The 16,638-nt window shown below is 70.9% G+C and carries 15 protein-coding genes and 3 pseudogenes; 8 read left to right on the top strand and 10 right to left on the bottom strand.

Going from position 1 to position 16,638, the window contains the following annotated elements; all coding sequences use genetic code 11:
- Nucleotides 1-69: 69 nt before the first annotated feature.
- Both ABTX60_RS15975 and ABTX60_RS15970 read left to right on the top strand, forming a co-directional pair.
- A pseudogene (locus ABTX60_RS15975) lies at nt 70-225 on the top strand (telomere-protecting terminal protein Tpg); the annotation flags it as partial.
- 124 nt (nt 226-349) lie between these two features.
- Nucleotides 350-1,075 carry a dienelactone hydrolase family protein gene (locus tag ABTX60_RS15970; protein WP_352097640.1) on the top strand — a complete coding sequence of 242 codons (726 nt, stop codon included), beginning with the start codon at nt 350-352 and terminating at the stop codon, nt 1,073-1,075.
- A 172-nt stretch (nt 1,076-1,247) separates the two neighbouring features.
- On the opposite strand, the gene ABTX60_RS15965 is transcribed toward ABTX60_RS15970, so the two are convergent.
- Nucleotides 1,248-1,850 (bottom strand): dihydrofolate reductase family protein, encoded by a 603-nt coding sequence (locus ABTX60_RS15965; RefSeq protein WP_352097639.1) that lies wholly within the window; start codon nt 1,848-1,850, stop codon nt 1,248-1,250.
- A 69-nt stretch (nt 1,851-1,919) separates the two neighbouring features.
- Here ABTX60_RS15965 and ABTX60_RS15960 point away from each other — a divergent pair, with 69 nt between their 5' ends.
- Nucleotides 1,920-2,498, top strand: a complete 579-nt coding sequence (locus ABTX60_RS15960) for a TetR/AcrR family transcriptional regulator (protein WP_352097638.1) — start codon at nt 1,920-1,922, stop codon at nt 2,496-2,498.
- 85 nt (nt 2,499-2,583) lie between these two features.
- Here ABTX60_RS15960 and ABTX60_RS15955 read toward each other — a convergent pair whose 3' ends face one another.
- The 4 genes and pseudogenes from ABTX60_RS15955 to ABTX60_RS15940 form a co-directional block, all read right to left on the bottom strand.
- The gene (locus tag ABTX60_RS15955; RefSeq protein WP_352097637.1) at nt 2,584-3,048 is read right to left on the bottom strand and encodes an ATP-binding protein; all 465 of its coding nucleotides are present in this window, start codon (nt 3,046-3,048) and stop codon (nt 2,584-2,586) included.
- 126 nt (nt 3,049-3,174) lie between these two features.
- A complete protein-coding gene (locus ABTX60_RS15950) occupies nt 3,175-3,666 on the bottom strand; it encodes a DUF2975 domain-containing protein (protein WP_352097636.1) in 492 nt (163 codons plus the stop codon).
- A gap of 103 nt (nt 3,667-3,769) precedes the next feature.
- The gene (locus ABTX60_RS15945) at nt 3,770-5,542 is read right to left on the bottom strand and encodes a S8 family peptidase (protein ID WP_502992337.1); all 1,773 of its coding nucleotides are present in this window, start codon (nt 5,540-5,542) and stop codon (nt 3,770-3,772) included.
- Between the two features lie 378 nt (nt 5,543-5,920).
- A pseudogene (locus tag ABTX60_RS15940) lies at nt 5,921-6,046 on the bottom strand (M15 family metallopeptidase); the annotation flags it as partial.
- A gap of 95 nt (nt 6,047-6,141) precedes the next feature.
- On the opposite strand from ABTX60_RS15940, the gene ABTX60_RS15935 reads away from it, so the two are divergent.
- On the top strand, nt 6,142-7,137 hold the full coding sequence (locus ABTX60_RS15935) for a phosphotransferase family protein (RefSeq protein ID WP_352097634.1): 996 nt from the start codon (nt 6,142-6,144) through the stop codon (nt 7,135-7,137).
- 6 nt (nt 7,138-7,143) lie between these two features.
- On the opposite strand, the gene ABTX60_RS15930 is transcribed toward ABTX60_RS15935, so the two are convergent.
- Nucleotides 7,144-7,317, bottom strand: a complete 174-nt coding sequence (locus ABTX60_RS15930; protein WP_352097633.1) for a non-oxidative hydroxyarylic acid decarboxylases subunit D — start codon at nt 7,315-7,317, stop codon at nt 7,144-7,146.
- 312 nt (nt 7,318-7,629) lie between these two features.
- Between ABTX60_RS15930 and ABTX60_RS15925 the strand changes: the two genes are divergently transcribed.
- The gene (locus ABTX60_RS15925; RefSeq protein ID WP_352097632.1) at nt 7,630-7,776 is read left to right on the top strand and encodes a hypothetical protein; all 147 of its coding nucleotides are present in this window, start codon (nt 7,630-7,632) and stop codon (nt 7,774-7,776) included.
- Nucleotides 7,777-7,877: 101 nt separating this feature from the next.
- Here ABTX60_RS15925 and ABTX60_RS15920 read toward each other — a convergent pair whose 3' ends face one another.
- The 4 genes and pseudogenes from ABTX60_RS15920 to ABTX60_RS15905 form a co-directional block, all read right to left on the bottom strand.
- On the bottom strand, nt 7,878-10,643 hold the full coding sequence (locus ABTX60_RS15920; RefSeq protein WP_352097631.1) for a hypothetical protein: 2,766 nt from the start codon (nt 10,641-10,643) through the stop codon (nt 7,878-7,880).
- 181 nt (nt 10,644-10,824) lie between these two features.
- A pseudogene (locus tag ABTX60_RS15915) lies at nt 10,825-10,953 on the bottom strand (oxidoreductase); the annotation flags it as partial.
- Nucleotides 10,954-11,060: 107 nt separating this feature from the next.
- Nucleotides 11,061-11,942 (bottom strand): alpha/beta fold hydrolase, encoded by an 882-nt coding sequence (locus tag ABTX60_RS15910; RefSeq protein WP_352097858.1) that lies wholly within the window; start codon nt 11,940-11,942, stop codon nt 11,061-11,063.
- 93 nt (nt 11,943-12,035) lie between these two features.
- On the bottom strand, nt 12,036-12,614 hold the full coding sequence (locus ABTX60_RS15905; RefSeq protein ID WP_352097630.1) for a TetR/AcrR family transcriptional regulator: 579 nt from the start codon (nt 12,612-12,614) through the stop codon (nt 12,036-12,038).
- A 654-nt stretch (nt 12,615-13,268) separates the two neighbouring features.
- Between ABTX60_RS15905 and ABTX60_RS15900 the strand changes: the two genes are divergently transcribed.
- The 3 genes from ABTX60_RS15900 to ABTX60_RS15890 all read left to right on the top strand — a co-directional run bounded on the left by ABTX60_RS15900 (nt 13,269) and on the right by ABTX60_RS15890 (nt 16,514).
- Nucleotides 13,269-13,703, top strand: coding sequence for a VOC family protein (locus ABTX60_RS15900; protein ID WP_352097629.1), 435 nt, complete (start codon nt 13,269-13,271; stop codon nt 13,701-13,703).
- A gap of 395 nt (nt 13,704-14,098) precedes the next feature.
- Nucleotides 14,099-15,034 carry a glutathione S-transferase C-terminal domain-containing protein gene (locus ABTX60_RS15895; protein WP_352097628.1) on the top strand — a complete coding sequence of 312 codons (936 nt, stop codon included), beginning with the start codon at nt 14,099-14,101 and terminating at the stop codon, nt 15,032-15,034.
- 157 nt (nt 15,035-15,191) lie between these two features.
- A complete protein-coding gene (locus ABTX60_RS15890) occupies nt 15,192-16,514 on the top strand; it encodes an aldehyde dehydrogenase family protein (RefSeq protein ID WP_352097627.1) in 1,323 nt (440 codons plus the stop codon).
- Nucleotides 16,515-16,638: the final 124 nt, after the last annotated feature.

The raw sequence follows: 16,638 nt of genomic DNA, 5'->3' as shown, positions 1-16,638 counted from the left end.
CGACAGGGACAAAGGAGCGGGATGAATTGACGCCGAGCGGTGAACGCCGCCGAACGGGATCCAGCAGAGGACCGATGCCGCCGCATCCGGTTGCAGCCCCAGGCCCGCAGACGCCGCCGCAAGGAGGCCGCCTCCACAGGCGGGATCACGGTGGAGACCAGGGCCCGCTGCGGCTGCCCAGCACCGATCGGCAGGACCGACGACGGCTACTGGAGATCGTTGACTCGGCGAATCGCGTGTCTCAGCTGAACCGCTGACGGGGTGGATCCGGAATATGCCAGAAACCTGCCTTCTGCCAGCGGCAGAACACCGGCCCGACCGGGCTCGACGGTCACTACAGTCCAGGCTCATGACGACGGTGAGAACGCGCACGATCGAGTACGCGGCCGACGGCCTGACGATGATCGGGCACCTCGCGCTCCCGGCCGGTGTCGACAGCCGGCCCGCGGTCCTGGTCGGGCCCGAGGGGGTGGGGCTCAGCGACGTCGAGCGCCGCAGGGCCGATGCGCTCGCCGAGCTGGGATACGTGGCGCTGGCCTTCGACCTCCACGGCGGGCGCTATTTGGGCGACCCTCAGGAGATGCTGGCCCGTTGCATGCCGCTGCTCGCCGACCCCGACCGGATGCGAGGCATCGGCCACGCGGCGCTCGACGTGCTTAGCGCCGAGCCGCGGACCGACCCCGGCCGGATCGCCGCCGTCGGCTACGGCACCGGGGGCGCCATCGCGCTGGAACTCGGGCGCGACGGCGTCGATCTGCGCGCCATCGGGACAGTCAACGGACTGACCACGGGCCGACCAGGCGAGACGGCGCGAATTCACTGCCCGGTGTGGGCCGGGGTCGGGTCGGAAGACCCGATCATGCCGCCCGCGCAACGGGACGCATTCACCGCCGAGATGCAGGCGGCGGGCGTCGACTGGCGCCTCGTGGTCTACGGCGGCGCCTTGCACGCCTTCCATCACCCACCGGTCGACCACACCGTGCTCCCCGGCGTCGGCTACCACCCGCAGCACGCGCAGCGAGCTTGGCGTGACGTCGTCGACCTGCTGGCCGAGTGCCTGCCCATAACGGAGTGACCTGAGCGGCAACGACGATCCCGGACCGCAAACCAAGCCGGTCGACCAGGGCTTTTCGGCACCGCCGCGAGCGTGCGTGCCGGACGCCGCGTGCAGCCGGGGGTTGTTCACAGGCTCTGAGCGTTCGACACCAGCACCGAGCGGGAGCCTCGGCGGTCAGACGCTGCGTCGGCTAGGACGCTTCGGCGCAACGGGTGAGGCGGGTGAAAGTGGCTCCGCTGGGGAACGCCGTGCGCTCGGCGACCTCGAAGACGGTGGGGTCGAAGACACCGTCGACCACCGGGATTCCGCTTCCCGCGATGACCGGATAGGTCTTGATCAGCAACTCGTCGATCTCGGGCATCAGGGTCCCCGCCAGTCGGCCCCCTCCGCAGAGCCAGATGTCCTGGTCGCCGGCCTCGCCCTTGAGCTCGCGGACGAGGCCGAGAGGGTCGCTCGCCACGACGGTGACGGCAGGGTCGACGTCGGTCTGGAGGGTGCTGGACACGACGTACTGGCGCAGGTGTGCGTACGGGCTGGTGATCCCGCCTGCGTGGGGGAGGCGATAGGTGCCGCGGCCCATGACGACGGTGTCGAAGCGCCGGTTGGGCGCGTCGGCCACACCCGCGGCCGCGCGGTAGGCCGTCGGGACGGTTTCCGGAAATAACGCGTTCATCCGGTTCGCATAGGCGGCGGCCTGCCGCTCGTCGCCCTGCGGAAAGAAGTCGAACTCTCCGTCGGGGCCGGCGATGCGGCCGTCGAGCGAGATGCCGATGTAGTACACGAGCTTGCGCACAGTGCTCCCTCATGCGTAGTACTCTGATTGAAGTGGTCTGAACGTAGTACTACGCCTGGAGTGGTGTCAATGGTGAGACGGAACGACCAGCGGCGTGCGGCCCTCGTGGACGCGGCGATCGAGGTCCTGGCCCGGGACGGCGCGCGCGGCCTGACGTTCCGGGCTGTGGACGCCGAGGCCGCCGTCCCGGCCGGCACGGCCTCCAACTACTTCGCCAACCGCGACGACCTGTTCACGCAGGCGGGCGCCCGGGTGTACGAGCGGCTCCAGCCCGACGAAGCGATGATCGTCCGACAGCAGGCGGCCGATTGCGACCGGGAGAGCTACGTCGGTCTGATGCGAGAACTCGTCGGCCGTATCGCGTCCTTCCGCACCGGCTACCTGGCCCTGCTGGAACTTCGCCTCGAGGCCACCCGTCGCCCCGGACTGCGTAAGGTCCTCACCGAACGGGTCCGCGCAGACGTCGACGCCAACGTCGCCCACCACGAGGCTTCCGGCCTCCCCGGCGACGCGATGGCCGTCAAGCTGCTCATGCTGACGCTGAACTGGCTGATCGTCGAGCAGCTCACCCTGCCGGACGTCTTCACGGAGGCGGAGCGTGAACAACTGGTGACGGCCGCGGTGGAACGCATCATGGCGGCGGAGTAGAAACGTGCGCTGTCACCGGCCGCCGCGCATGCGGTCCTGACCGGCGCCGACGCCTACGGTGTCCGGCTCACCTCGTGAGTCGGTCCTACAGCACCTGGTGGCCCGCCGCGGACCCGCCGGGGTCGTCGGCGAGTACGACGTCGGCGGTGATGCGCTTGCCGACCGGCTCGCGGTGGATGGCGAAGCCGACGCAGACGGCGGCGACGATCTCGAGGCCGTGCTGCCCGATCCGGCTCGGGTCGGGCGCCAGGATCGCCGGCAGCGTGGTGCTGCTGTCCCACACGCTGGTCCGCACGGCCCCGTCCACGATGTCCAGGGTCAGCAGGCAGGGGCCGGGAGCGTATTTGCGGGCATTGGTGACCAGCTCGCTGACCACGAGCTGCACCATCCCCATGGCCCGGCCGGAGACGGGCAGGCCGTGCACCGCCTGCACCCGGGTCAGGAAGGCCCGGGCCAGGTCGCGGGCTTCGGCGATCCCTGTGTCGCCGTCGAACGCCGCGGATACGGAAATGACGCTGGTGGACAGCGGATCCGGGCCGTTTCCTCCCATTTCCTGATGTATGGGGGCCGCCGCGTCCTTCGAGTATTCGTCCAACACGAGCCGCGCCTACCCACAATGCGCCAGGCAATGCAACCGAACGACTGCCCGCACGGGAGGCTCCGGCGACGATCGGCGTCAGATCACCTCGTCCAGTTCGGCCTGCATCTGCGATGCCTCCACATCGCGAGCGACGGCCTGCGCGAGCAGCATCCGCAGCACGAGCACGATGAGTGCGACTCCCAGGATGGCCAGACCGACGCCGCCCATGATGACGGTGACGCCGGGGTCGTCCCGCTGCCCTGGTGCGTTGAGGATCGTGACCGCGAACCATACGAGGGCGGCCGCCACGATCGAGCCGATCACGACATCCACGTACCGGAAGGCGGCGGGGGAGAACACGGTTCTACGGCGCACCATCGTCACCAGCCGCCATACGCAGACCAGCGCCGCCTGGGCCGCCGCCAGGCCCACGATCGTGATCACGCGCATCGGAGTCAGCGGGAGCGACCCGTCCTCCGGGTCGTTCCCGCTGACCAATGCCCACACCATCGATGCCTGGACCAACACGGTGCCGACGAGCAGCACCACGAGCACGGCGCGCAGCGCGCACACTGCCAGCTTCCCCATGACCCATCCTTCAATCGACTTGCGATGGGAACCTATCGAATTTCGATAGGCCAAGCAAGGGGTGACAGTGAAGGCGCGTACGCGCCCTGGGGGACCTCTTCCTCTAGAAGGTCAGATTCCAGGTGTCGATACGGCCGGTGTCCTGGGTCGCGATGTCGCGGACGCGCAGCTTCCACGTCCCGGACGCGCTCTCGGACGAGGCGTCGACGGTGTACGTCTTCACCACGTTGTCCGCACTGTCGCCGTCGGCGAAGTCCTCCAGGACGTAGACCGATCCGTCAGGGGCGACGAGCGACAGCACCAGGTCGCCGCGGTAGGTGTGCTTGACGTCCACGCCGACCTTCAGTGCGGCCGGGGCGTTGCCCGGCACGCCGGTCACGGCGATAGCGGACTCCACCGTTGCGTTGTCGGCGACGGTGACATCGGTGGCGTTCTCGAAGTACCGGCCCGGCGGCGGCGTGGTGCCACCGACAGCCTTCAGCGCATCGACCTGGCCCTCCCCGAAGAACGCGTTCTTCGCCGTGGTGCCGGTGCAGCGGCTGTCGGACGGGCACGCGGTGTCGGTGGCCTGGGTTCCCAGCCGCGCGCGGAGGTCGGCGGGCGTGGCGGCCGGGTCGGCGCTCTTCAGCAGCGCGGCGACGCCGGCCACGTGCGGTGAGGCCATCGACGTGCCGTTCATGTTCCCGTACTTGCCTCCGGGGAGTGTGGAGTAGACGCCGTAGGCTCCGTCGCCGCCCGGTGCCGCGACGTCGATGACGTCCCGGCCGAAGTTGGAGTAGGACGCCTTGATGTTTCCGTTGCCCATCGCCCCGACGGTCACGACGCCCGGCAGCTCCGTCGGGATGTCCACGCAGGCGTTGGTGATGGTGCGGTTGACCGGGGTGGAGTCGTTCGGGCTGGAGTCGTCGGTGCGCTTGTTCGCCAGGTCGTAGTCGGAGTTGCCCGCTGCCGCGACCTGGAGCGAGCCCTTGCCCTCCGCGTACTCCTGCGCCCGGCGCACACCCTCGATGATGGCCGCCTGGTCCGGGTCGTCCGGGCAGTTGAACATCCACGGGTCCGTGTAATAACTGTTGTTGGTGACGTCGAAGCCGTGGTCACCGGCCCACATGAAGCCGCAGACCGTGTTCTCGGCGAAGAACATGCTCGTGTTCGGTTCGGCGATGCGCACGGAGGCGATCTTCACACCCGGTGCGACGCCGACCACTCCCTTGCCGTTCTTCGCGGCGGCGATGGTGCCCGCCACATGCGTGCCGTGGGTGCCGACGTCACGCCAGGCGCCGGCTCGGGCGTCGGCCTTGCCGTAGGCGCAGGAGGCGGAGTCCTGCGCGTCGAAGTTGGGCGCGATGTCCTGGTGCCGGTCGTCCACTCCGGTGTCGAGGACACCCACCGTGACGGACGGCGATCCGGTGCTGACGGCCCAGGCCTTGTCGGCGTTGATCCTGGTCATGTCCCACCGCGCGGTCTCGGTGAGCGTGGTGGGCGACTGTGCGGGAGCACCCGGCAGGGTGGGGGAGTAGGCGTCCGCGGGAACGTCCGAGGTGCGGGTCGCCCCCACCTTCTGCACGCCCGTCGCGGAGCGCATCGCGGTGGCGAAGCCGGCCGCGGAGGAGTGCGCGACCACCACGCCGATCGCGTCGTAGGAGGCGAAGACCGAACCGCCGTTCGCGGTCACGGCGTTGCGTGCGGCCGAGGTGTCACCGGGGGCGGTGATGACGAGATAGGAGCGGGTTCCGGCGGCCCATCCCGCGGCGGATTGGGCGGGCGTGGCGGCGCGGGCGGCGGCTGGGGCCGGACCCGGCGGCAGGCCGGTGTCCACGTCGGCCGCGCCGGCGGGGGCGGCGAGGGTGAGGGCCGCTCCGGCAGCGGCTACGGGCAGCAGCGACCGTCTGAGACGGTGCAGGGATATGCGGGGGGTTGTCACAGCATCCTCCGATAGCCCGGGGCCATGGGTGGCGCCGACCGGGCCGTGGGCCGAATGGGTCGACGCAAGATTTCAGATGAGGGCATGACAAGGGAAGGGTCTGCGGTGCATCGATGGCCGTGAGCAGGCAAGTGGTTGGGTCCGCTCCGGATCAATCCCGGACATGACCGGTACGGCGACCAGTGGCATGGCTTGTCCTGCCGCGACAGAGGGCGGCGTGTGCTCATGGGGTGACGTGACGAACCGAGATGGCGAGCCCCGGGGGAGTGGCACGGATCACCACGCGTACGAGCCGAGGACGGAACAGCCACTGATGGTTGCCCATTGAACAAGTGCATCGGCGCTGATGCCGTCGGCGTCGGTGCAACAGGCCCCTGCGCTTCCCTCCGGGCTGGCGTTCATCCGCGTCCCGAGGTCGAGTTCGCGGCCGCCGGCGTCGGCCAGGGTCAGATCGACGGCTGGAGTAAACGTCGAGGCTCCGGCAAAGCGTTCGGCATTGCGTGGTGCCTCGCGTAGGGTGCCCCGGTTGTCGAGTGGGAGGGCGGGGCGTGAGCATGGCACCCCGAACAGTGACACGGGACCAACTGGCGGGGGCGGCGCGGGCCGCTCTGGGGGGCGGGCGGCGGCTGAAGACGGTCGAGCGGCTCACCGGCGGCAGCAAGAAGGGCGTCTACCGGCTGACGATGGACGACGCCACGACAGCTGTCGCCTATATCTGGGAGGCGTCGGAGAACTACTGGCCGACGGGCGAGGGCGACGACGACCTCACGAACCCGTTCTCGCCCGGCTCCGGGCTCGACCTGTTCGAGGCCGCTCACGTGCGACTGGAGTCGGTGGGCCTGCGGGTCCCCGAGCTCCACCTGACCGACCGTGAGGGCACCCACTACCCGGCCGACCTCGCGATCCTTGAGGACTTCCCCGGCGAGAACCTGCTGGACCTGCTCCGCAGCGATCCGCACACCGCGGAACCGACCCTGGCGCGCCTCGCCGACGCGGTGGCGGCGATGGGACGACGCCACGGACCGAGGTTCGGCAAGGTCGGCCTGATCGATGCGGGCGGAGCGTCACGGGCCACGTCGTGCGAGCGGGCCGCGCTCGACTTCGGGCTGTACTGCCTGGCCGAGGCGGCTTCCCGCGACAAGAGGATCGCGGGCGCCCGCGACCGGCTGGAGGAGCGGCTCCGCGAGCTCGCCGCGGCGGTGCGGCCGCGTGCCGAGTACGCCGTCGTCCACGGCGAACTGGGGCTGGACCACGTACTCGTGGACCGGGACGGAAACCCTGTTCTGATCGACATCGAGGACCTGATGTACTTCGACGTGGAGTGGGAGCACGTGTTCCTGCGGCTCCGCCATCCCGACGGCCACGCCCGGCGGTTGGCGGTGCCGGGGCTCGACGAGGAGAGGCTCGCGCTCTACACGCTCGTCCAGCGCCTGTCACTGACGGCGGGTCCGCTCCGGCTGCTCGAGGGGGACTTCCCCGACCGGGCGTTCATGCGGGCAATCGCCGAGCATCACGGCAACGAGGCGCTGGCGCTGGTCTCGGTGAGGTAGACGCCGTCAGGATGCTGCGTTGCCGATCCGGCCCGTGCTCCCGCCGGTCGCCGGGTCGGCAGCCCGGGGCGGTACCGCCGGAACCCCGGGGGCGTCGTCGAGGTCGGCCCGCGTCGTCCGCAACTTGGCCGGGTACCGGTCATGCCGGGTGCGGCGGCCCGGCTCCGTCGTGCGCCACATGTGCGTTGACTCGGGCGCCATCCCGCTCGACGCCCACATCGAGGCCCTCCGCCACCTGCCGGGCGTCCTGCTGCTCCGCCTCACCCACGCCCGTACCGGCAGGCCGCTGGAGACCGCTTCTGCCGAGGGGGCGTCCAGCCGCTACCACGCGGCGGTTGAGCGGGACTTCCCCCATACGCACCGGGTCGCCGACTTCGCCGCGGCGCTCGGCTACAGCGTCCGCACCCTCACCCGCGCGACCCTCGTGGCCCCGGCTCCACGGCCAAGCAGTACCTGGACGCGCGCATCCTGCTCGAAGCCAAGCGCCTCCTGGTGCACACCGGCGCCACCTCGGCGGACATCGCCGGCCGGCTGGGCTTGCGGGACCCGGGCGACTTCGCCAAGTTCTTCCGCAAGCGCGACGGCCGTGCGTCGCAGGAGTTCCGCGCGGCGGCGCGTGGTACGCGGCCGGCCGACTGACTCGAGGCGTCCTCGTGCAGCGCGGGGCCCGGATGGACCGGACCCCGCGCAAGGTGGTGCTCACGATGCCTCGTCCATCGAGCTTCGGCATCGGCCCGGGCTCAGGGCTTGTCGAGCACCGTCCCTCTCAGCACCGGCCTGCCGGGCAGCGGCTCGGCCCGGCGGTCGGTCAGTGCGAGGCGCGTGGACTCGGCCGGTTCGGCCACCATGTCCCGGACGGTCGGCACGACGAAGTCGACGCCGGTGCTCCCCGCCGGAATGGTCACCCACACCCACAGATGCGCGCCGGACAGCGGCCGCTCGGGGTCGGGCACATCCCCGGACGACTCCTTGAGCCACTGCGGGTCCACGTCCTTGGTGGAGAGTTCGGTGCCGTCGGTGACCGGCAGCACCCGCACCGGCTGCCAGAGGTCCACCGCCGCGGGCACGTCCACGGACAACCGCCAGGTCAGCGCCTCTCCCTCGGTCACCCGGTCCGCGACCGGCGACAGGGTGATCTCCGGCTCGGGATCGTCGTTCTCGACGGTGAGCCCGCCCCTGTGCTTGCCGACGACGGCGCCCCGGACGGCCTTTACGGCGACATCGTGCTCCACGTCGTCGCCGTAGACGGTGTCGCCCTTCACCTCGACCGGGATGTCGACCGCGCCGCTGCCGGGCTGTACCGTCACGAGGCGGTTCTCGGCCCGCTCGCCGTCCGGATCGAGGACGTACAGGCGGACCTGCCCGCTGCCGTGCCCGGAGACCTCGACCGGGATCCGGTAGGTGCGGGTGCCCGAGTCGCCCTCCCTGACGATCGTGCGGCCCACGTCGACCCGCGGCAGTGCGGCCGCCTTCACCGCCGGAGTGCCGGGGGCCCAGCCCCAGGCGTCCATCAGCCAGGCCCGCCCGGACCGCGAACGGGGCGTCAGGGCAAGGGACTTGACATGCTTGAGATCGAGCCCGGCCCGGGTCGCGGCCGACAGCGGGACGCGCAGCTCCTGTGCCCAGTAGGACGCGGTATCGGCGGAGCCCGGCAGCCCTGCCACCGCGACCCGACCGAGCGTGGCCGTGCGGTTCCGGGAGTCGGTGACGGACACGTCGAACTTCGTGCCGGTGGTGTTCGGCGGCACGAAGACCCGGAGCGCGAGCTTCTGCGACCCGCTCAGGGACAGCGGCTCGGCCGGAGTGATGCGCGCGGCCCTGCCCGGCGCGGACCACTTCAGGTCCACCGCGCTGCGGCCGGACTCCTGGTCCGTCTCCCACGACGCGAAGTGCGGTGACGATCCGAGGGTCTCCGGATCCATACAGGCCACGGCCGGGTCGGGATCGATCGCCGAACACACCCGCGCGCCGGTCACCTTCGCCCCGCCGTCCGGCAGGAACCCACCGCTGCGACGGCCGCCGACCGCGTGGGTCAGCACCCGGGCCGGGTCCGCGGACGGGGCCCGCTTGCCGGAACCGTCGAGCAGCGGACGCACCCGGTCGTCGCCGGCGAGGAAGAGCCGGGCCGCGGCGGCGATGTAGGTGGCGCCCGCCTTGTGCTGCCGGGCGGCGGTCAGCCGGGTCGCGGCACCCGGTGTGCACACCGGGTCCGGCTGATCCGGGTCCGATCTGAAGTCGTCCCGGGCCGGTGCGACGGCCTCGCCCGGGGTCCACTCGCTGTTGAAGTAGTTGTGGTTGGCTCCGACCATGTAGACCGCGCTGTGCAGTGCCGTGCCCCGGCTGATCCCGCGCGTCCCGTCGACGAAGTCCTCGCCCTGCAGGTCCGACACGTCGCCGTCGCAGCCCGGCAGCAGCGTCACGGACGGCACGTCGGCGACCGGATTCTGCCCGAAGATCGTCGGTGCGATGAGCACGGTCCCGCGCACCTTCCAGCGGACCGGGCCCCGGTAGCCGTCCTCGGCGGCCGGCGGCGGGTAGAGGCTGTCCATGGCGGCCCGGTTGACGCCCTCGCCGCCGCGCGAGTGGCCGACGAGCAGGACCCGGGACAGGTCTGCCTTCGGCCCCTCGCGTACCACGGCCGGAGCGGAGGAGCGATGGGCGGCCCAGGCGGCCCAGCGGGCGAGGTGCTTCCGCACCAACGAGGAACGTGCCTGCGCGCCTGCGTCCTCGGTGTCGTCCTGGGCGTTGATGCCGTTCGCCGAGATCGACACCGTCAGATAGCCCTGGGAGGCCAGCAGTCGCTGGTCGCGCAGATAGCCCCGGTAGCTCGGAATCGGCTTGTAGCCGCTCGCGCAGGGCCAGTCGCCGGTCACGTCGTCCTCGGAGCCCGGCTTGTAGCAGGTGTCGTGTCGGCCGTGCAGGAACAGTGCCAGCGGCCGGCTGCCGGTGACACCCTTCGGCGCCACCACCTTGGCGGTCATCTCCACCGGGGCGGCGTACCCGGGCAGGTGCACCGGGTCGAGGTCGTACTCCCCGGTGACCGTGCGGTACGAGCCGGGTCTGCCCGGATCAACGCCGTTCGCCGGTGCCTGCGCGGGCATCCGTCCCACGCGCGCGCCGCGCCTGTGCGTGTCGTCGGCCGCCGCGTCCAGCCGCCGCCCCGCGGCCGTCACCTGCAGGTCCGTCAGCTGCTCGGGCCGCGTTCCACCGAGGGCGAGCCGGAAGGTCCGCCCGTCCCTGGCCGGCTTCGGCACTCCGAGCAGCCGGTCCTCGGTACGGAACTCGACCCGCGCATCCCCCATGGGTATGGCGTTCGGCGCACGCCAGACCAGCTCACGCGCTCCGGCCTCCCCGTCGATCCGCCACCCCTGCGGAAGCGGGTTGTCGTTCGCCGCGTCGACCAGCCCTAAGTGGTGCGGCTGTTCGGCCTGTGCCGGTCCGGGCGAGCCGGCCAGGGCCGCCAGCACCGCCACGGCCGTCACCCATATTCGCCGGGCACGGATCAATGATTCTCTCCTCAGAACCCCGTGCGCAGACGTCCCGTCGGTCCCGGGCGCCTCTCGCGTCACTAAGGACGGAGAGGGAGGTCCGTGGGTTGTCTGTGCGGAGGAGCCGAGATGGCGAGCGAGTGATGCGTCGAGCCGGTTGCAGCTGATCGCGCTCGGATGCGTCGCCGCGAAGGTCCTGTTAGCGGCCGATCTTGTCCAACTCGGCGAGGTCCTCGTCGGAGAGCGGGAGCCCCGCGCCGGCGACGTTCTCGCGCAGGTGCGCCGCCGACGGGGTGCCGGGGATGAGCAGTATGTTCGGTGGGGACTGATCCGCACGGCGACACGGCTGTGAGCGCCTGACCGGTCAGGACGAAGCCACCCGCGGTGCCCGGCGCCGGCCGCCGGAGGCTTCCGGCCCCGGCGGCCGGGTGCGTGCTACCGGTGTGCGGCCAGGAACGGCAGGACGATGTCGGCCATCTCGTCGGGTACTTCCTCCGCGAGGTCGTGGCCCGCGTCGAAGACGTGACCGGTGACGTCATCGGCCACGAGCCGTGCCTGGGACTCGTTGCGTTCGCCGATGAAGGCGTTGCCACCGAGCGCGAGGACGGGGATGTCCAGCTTCCGCCGGGCGGCCCGCCGGTTCTGTTCGGCGTCGGTGAGCATCGCCCGGTAGACGGCGAGCATCGCGCGGATGCCCCCGGGCATGGAGTAGCAGCGCACGTACTCCTCGATGGCGTCGGGGGTGGCGGTGTCGGGGTGGCTGCGCTCGTTCTTGATCATGTGGGTGATCAGTTCGCGTTCGTGCCCCGCGATCAGCATCTCGGGGACGTCGGGCTGGAAGTAGAAGCCGAGGTGCCACAGGTGCATGCCGCTGGAGACGTTCTCGGGGGTGAGGGCCGTGTGGTCCTCGAAGCCGAAGCCGGGGAACAGGGCCTCGGCGAAGACCAGGGAGGTGGCGTGGTCGCGGTGGCGGGCTGCGAGCTGATAGCCAATCACCGCGCCCCAGTCCTCGCCGATCACGGCGTACGTCTCGTGTCCGAGACGAGCCATCAGCTCGGCGATGTCATCGCTCATCGTCGCGGAGTCGTAACCGTCCGCGGGGCGGGCGGAGTCGCCGAGACCGCGCAGGTCGGGCACGACGACGGTGTGATGAGGCGTCAGCTTCGGGACCAGGTGGCGCCAGTGGTAGCCGGTCTTGGGCACACCGTGCAGCAGCACCAGGGCCGGGCCGGTCCCTGCCGTCCGGAAGTGCAGGCTCGTTCCGTTGACGGCCGCACGGCCGGTGCGCAGGGGTGTTGCGGTGTGGTCGTACATCATGACGTGGTGCTCCCTGTCTCGGGTGCTCATATTCTTTATCGCGCGTTACAGATTCGAGGCATGGGAAACTTCCGGCCGGGGTCGCGAGGCCCCTCAGTCGAGAGCGGTCAGCGCGACCTCTACGAGGGGCTCGAGGGCGGGCGCGTCCGGTGTCACCTTCGCGGAGACCAGTAGTCCGTTGAGGAAGGTGACCAGGAACGCGGCGACCGTGTGCGGGTCGTGCCGCGCCGCGACCTCACCCCGCTCCATCCCGGCACGCAGCACCTCGGTGAGTGCTTCCCGGCCGGCGTCCTGCATGTCGCGCACGGTGCGGCGGGTCGCCGCGTCCTGCGGCAGCCGCTCGCAGACGGCGTTGACGGCCAGGCAGCCCTGGCCGTCTCTCCTGACGGCGATGCGGATCCGCTCCGTCAGCAGCGCACGGATCGCCGCGCGGGCGTCCGCCCCTTCCTTCAGGCTGCGCAGGGCGGCCGCCGCGAGGGTGGTGCGGTAGTGCTCCAGTGCGGCCCGGTACAGACCGTCCTTGTCGCCGAACGCGGCGTACAGGGACCCCTGCCCGATCCCCAGGTGCTGGGTCAGGTCGCGCACCGAGGTCGCCTCGTAGCCGCGCGTCCAGAACAGGTCCATGGCGCGGCTCACCGCCGCCTCGGTGTCGAATTCCCGGGTCCTTGCCATGGTCCCACCGTAACCTATCTGGATCGGTCGCTCAAGAAACGAGATCGGCGTCCCGTTCAACGGGGGTAGCCGGACGGCCTTCGCGTCATGAGGTCCGGCATCCGGGCGCTCCTTGACGAGCAGCACGGTGTGTTGCCCGACTGACCCCATGAACGCGCAGCAACGCCTGGTCGCGCGTGGCCACATCGACTTCGGTCGGGTGTGGTCCGCGGCGTGTTGCGCCTGACCCGGCAGCGCGCTGTCCGACCGGCCTTTCCCGCGCTCGGTGAGTTCCTCCCGAACCGACTCTCCGCCTCGCGCTCTCACCGCTTCCCGGCACACGGCGTTCCCGGACGGACACGGCACGTCCTCCGCGTCACCTGATCCGCCGGTGTCGTCCGGCCATTTCTCCCTGTACGCGGGCCAGTTGGCCTGCGCCCGCGCAGGTGTCGTACCCGACCGCCGTACGCGAAGGTCCTGAAGCCGGAGATCCGCCCGACCGGGCTGCCCAGGACATACCCGTAGGCAAACCCCTGCAGGAAGGCCCCTCGTGTCCTCGACTGCTTCATCCACACTGCATCTCGCCGTCGCCCTGGAGGGAGAGGGCAGCGGTCTGCCCAACCCTCCTGCCCAGGCCGGGAGATGAGCAACCGAGTCCCTTGCTATGGTGCGCCGATGTCATCGATCAGGCAGTTCCAGGTCACCTTCGACTGTGCGGAGCCCGCGCGCCTCGCCGGCTTCTGGTGTGAGGTGCTGGGGTACGTCGTACCGCCGGTCCCGCAGGGGTTCGCCACGTGGGAGGACTACCACCGCTCGCTGCCGCCCGAGGAACAGGTCGTGTACTTCGCGTGCAGCGATCCCTCGGGCGTGGGCCCGCGCCTGCTCTTCCAGCGCGTTCCCGAGGGGAAGGTCGTCAAGAATCGCGTACACCTCGACGTGCGAGCCGGCACGGGGCTCGTAGGAGATGAGCGCCTCGCCACACTGGAGGCCGAGTGCGCACGACTGATCGCGCTCGGCGCGGTGCACGTACGGACGATGGTCGCCGACGAGGAGAACGAGTCGTGCATCCTGATGCAGGACATCGAGGGCAACGAGTTCTGCCTCGACTGAGCATCCCGCGCGACGGCGAGACCGGGGGGACGCCCTGCGTCTCGGACCCCGGACGGAACATCGGCACCTCCTCTTGACGTGGCGGGAAAGGCCCCTGACACTCCAAAGGAGACTTCCCTAGTGCATGGGTAGGAAATGATGGAGCGTCCGGAGCCGACCGCCGACCGCGCCCCGCGGGTCGGCCGGTCTTCCCTCCTCCTGACTTCCCGCCGGCACATCGATCTCCTGCGGGTCTGCAGCGCCGCGAGCCTTCTGCGCTGAAACCGGGGTGCCCAGAGGCACCGCGCTCCGCCGCGTGCGGATGTGCGCCCATGCCCCCGCGCGCCCATTGGGTGCGTGCGCCGCCCGCCGCACCTCCCAGAGCCAGCAGCCGGATCCCGGACCCAGGGAGACACATGCCGTCCACGCCCCTGACCACCGTGCCGTCCTCCCCCTCCTCGCGGTCGTTCCGAGGCAGGATCGGCTGCGACGCGAACAGCGGCTACTACGCCGTGCCGCGCCGCTACCGCCTGCACCTTTCGCTGTCCTGCCCGAACTGTCTGCAGATCGCCATCACCCACAGCCTGCTCGGTCTGGAGGACACACTCCCGGTCGTCCTGTTGCCGGCGGTCCCCGACAGGCCCGACGGCGGACACTCCGCGCTGCACGCCTTGTACGAGGCCAGCTCACATCGGCACCCCGGACCGGCCGTGGCGCCGGTGCTGAGCGACGGCTGGACAGGCCGGATCGTCACCACGCACGCCTCACACATCCTCCGGGACCTGGCCCGTCACTTCGGCGGTGACGCCCAGGACCGGCCCCTCCTCTACCCGCAGGGTGCGGAGAAGGAGATCGAAGCCGTCGAACGCCTCTGCGAGGACCGCATCGACGACGCCGCACAGGTCGCCGGGCAGGCCGACATCGACGACGCGGCGCGCCACACCGCCCTCGGCTCCCTGCTCCGCGTGCTGGGCTCACTGGAGTGGCGGCTCGCCCACCAGGACTTCGTCCTCGGGGATGAGATGACCGCCGCCGACGTACGACTGTGGGCCGCCCTGGTGCAGCTCGACACCGTGCACCGCCTGCACCTCGACGCCGCCGCGGTCCACCGCATCGCCGACCATCCCCACCTGTGGAGCTACGCCCGCCGCCTCGCCGCCCACCCCGCCTTCGGCCCCCATCTCGACCTGGACGGCATCGCTCACCGACACCACGCCCGTTGCCAGGGCCTGGAGGCCGCAGGGGCAGCGGTACAGATCCTGGACTGGGCGGTTCACATCGCGGGCCGTACCGCGGCAGTGCTCGCCCGCGCCGGTACGGAAGGCCGCACGGCCCGACCGCGCCCGGCGTGACTCCGGATCCGCGTGCCGGTGATCACGGCCGGCCCGTGAGCCTCGTCACGAAAACGTGTTGCCGGGATGCGTCGGAGCACAAGAAAGGTTGGCATATACATCTGATCGAGTTTCCGCGCCGGGCGGGCGACCACCCGGCGCTCACCGGAGAGGCGCCATGAGCCACCACACACCCGAGAAGCCCGCCGACGTAGTGGCCCGGCTGCGCGCCACCTATCGCACGGGACGCACCAAGCCCGTGGAATGGCGCACGGGCCAGCTGCGCCGCATGCGGGCGATGCTCACCGAGCGGGGCGCCGACCTCGCCGCCGCCCTCCACGCCGACCTCGGCAAGAGCAGCACCGAGGCCTACCGCACCGAGATCGACTTCACCATCCGGGAGATCGACCACACCCTGGACCACCTCGAGGGGTGGCTGCGCCCCGAGCCCGCTCCCGTCCCCGCGCACCTCGGCGCCGACACGACCGCCTGGACGCGGTACGACCCCCTCGGCGTCGTACTCGTCATCGCCCCGTGGAACTACCCGGCCCAGTTGCTGCTCGCCCCGGTGGTCGGCGCGCTCGCCTCCGGGAACGCGGTCGTGGCCAAGCCGAGCGAGCTGGCCCCGGCCACCTCCGCCGCACTGGCAGAGCTCCTCCCCGCCTACCTCGACAACGACGCGGTCGCCGTCGTCGAGGGTGGCGTCCCGGAGACCACGGCCCTGCTGGCGGAGCGGTTCGACCACGTCTTCTACACCGGCAACGGCACCGTCGGCCGCATCGTGATGCGCGCCGCAGCCGAGCACCTCACCCCGGTCACCCTGGAACTCGGCGGCAAGAGTCCGGTGTTCGTCGACCTCGACGCCGACCTCGACGTGGTCGCCGACCGGCTGGCCCGCGGCAAGTTCATCAACGCCGGGCAGACCTGCGTGGCACCCGACTACGTCCTCACCACCCCGGAGACCGCAGCCGCCCTGGAGAAGGCCCTCGTCCGCGCCGTCGACGCCCTGTACGGGGCGGACCCGGCCGCCTCGCCGGAATACGGCCGGATCATCAACGAGAGGCATTTCGACCGGCTGTCCGCACTGCTCGACTCGGGCCGAGTCGTGACCGGCGGCGACAGCGACCGCACCGGCAGGTACATCGCGCCCACGGTGCTCGCGGACGTCGACCCGAAGTCCCCCGTGATGCAGGAGGAGATCTTCGGGCCGATCCTGCCCATCGTCTCCGTCTCCGGCCTCGACGAGGCGATCGGCTTCATCAACGACCGCGACAAGCCCCTCGCCCTTTACGTCTTCAGCGAGTCCGGTGAAACCCGCGACCGGATCGCCGCGGAGACCTCCTCCGGAGGCCTCGGATACGGCCTGCCGCTCGCCCATCTCACCGTCTCCGACCTGCCGTTCGGCGGGGTGGGGGAGAGCGGCATGGGCAACTACCACGGCCGGTACTCCATCGAGACGTTCAGCCACCGCAAGGCGGTCCTGGACAAGCCGCTGAGCTGACCACGTCGTTCGGCCGGGCACCGCACCGCACCGCGTCGCCATCGCCGCTGGTGGGGATCACGGCGTCGTCCTGAGCGCTGCCCGGCCCCGTCTGGGCGCTCGACCTGCCTCGGGCTGGAGGGGC

Origin of the sequence: Streptomyces sp. NPDC126510, assembly GCF_040302345.1 — a bacterium.
GTDB lineage: Bacteria > Actinomycetota > Actinomycetes > Streptomycetales > Streptomycetaceae > Streptomyces.
Note: the sequence above shows the minus strand (reverse complement) of the source record. Positions and strands in the feature narration are given on the sequence as shown.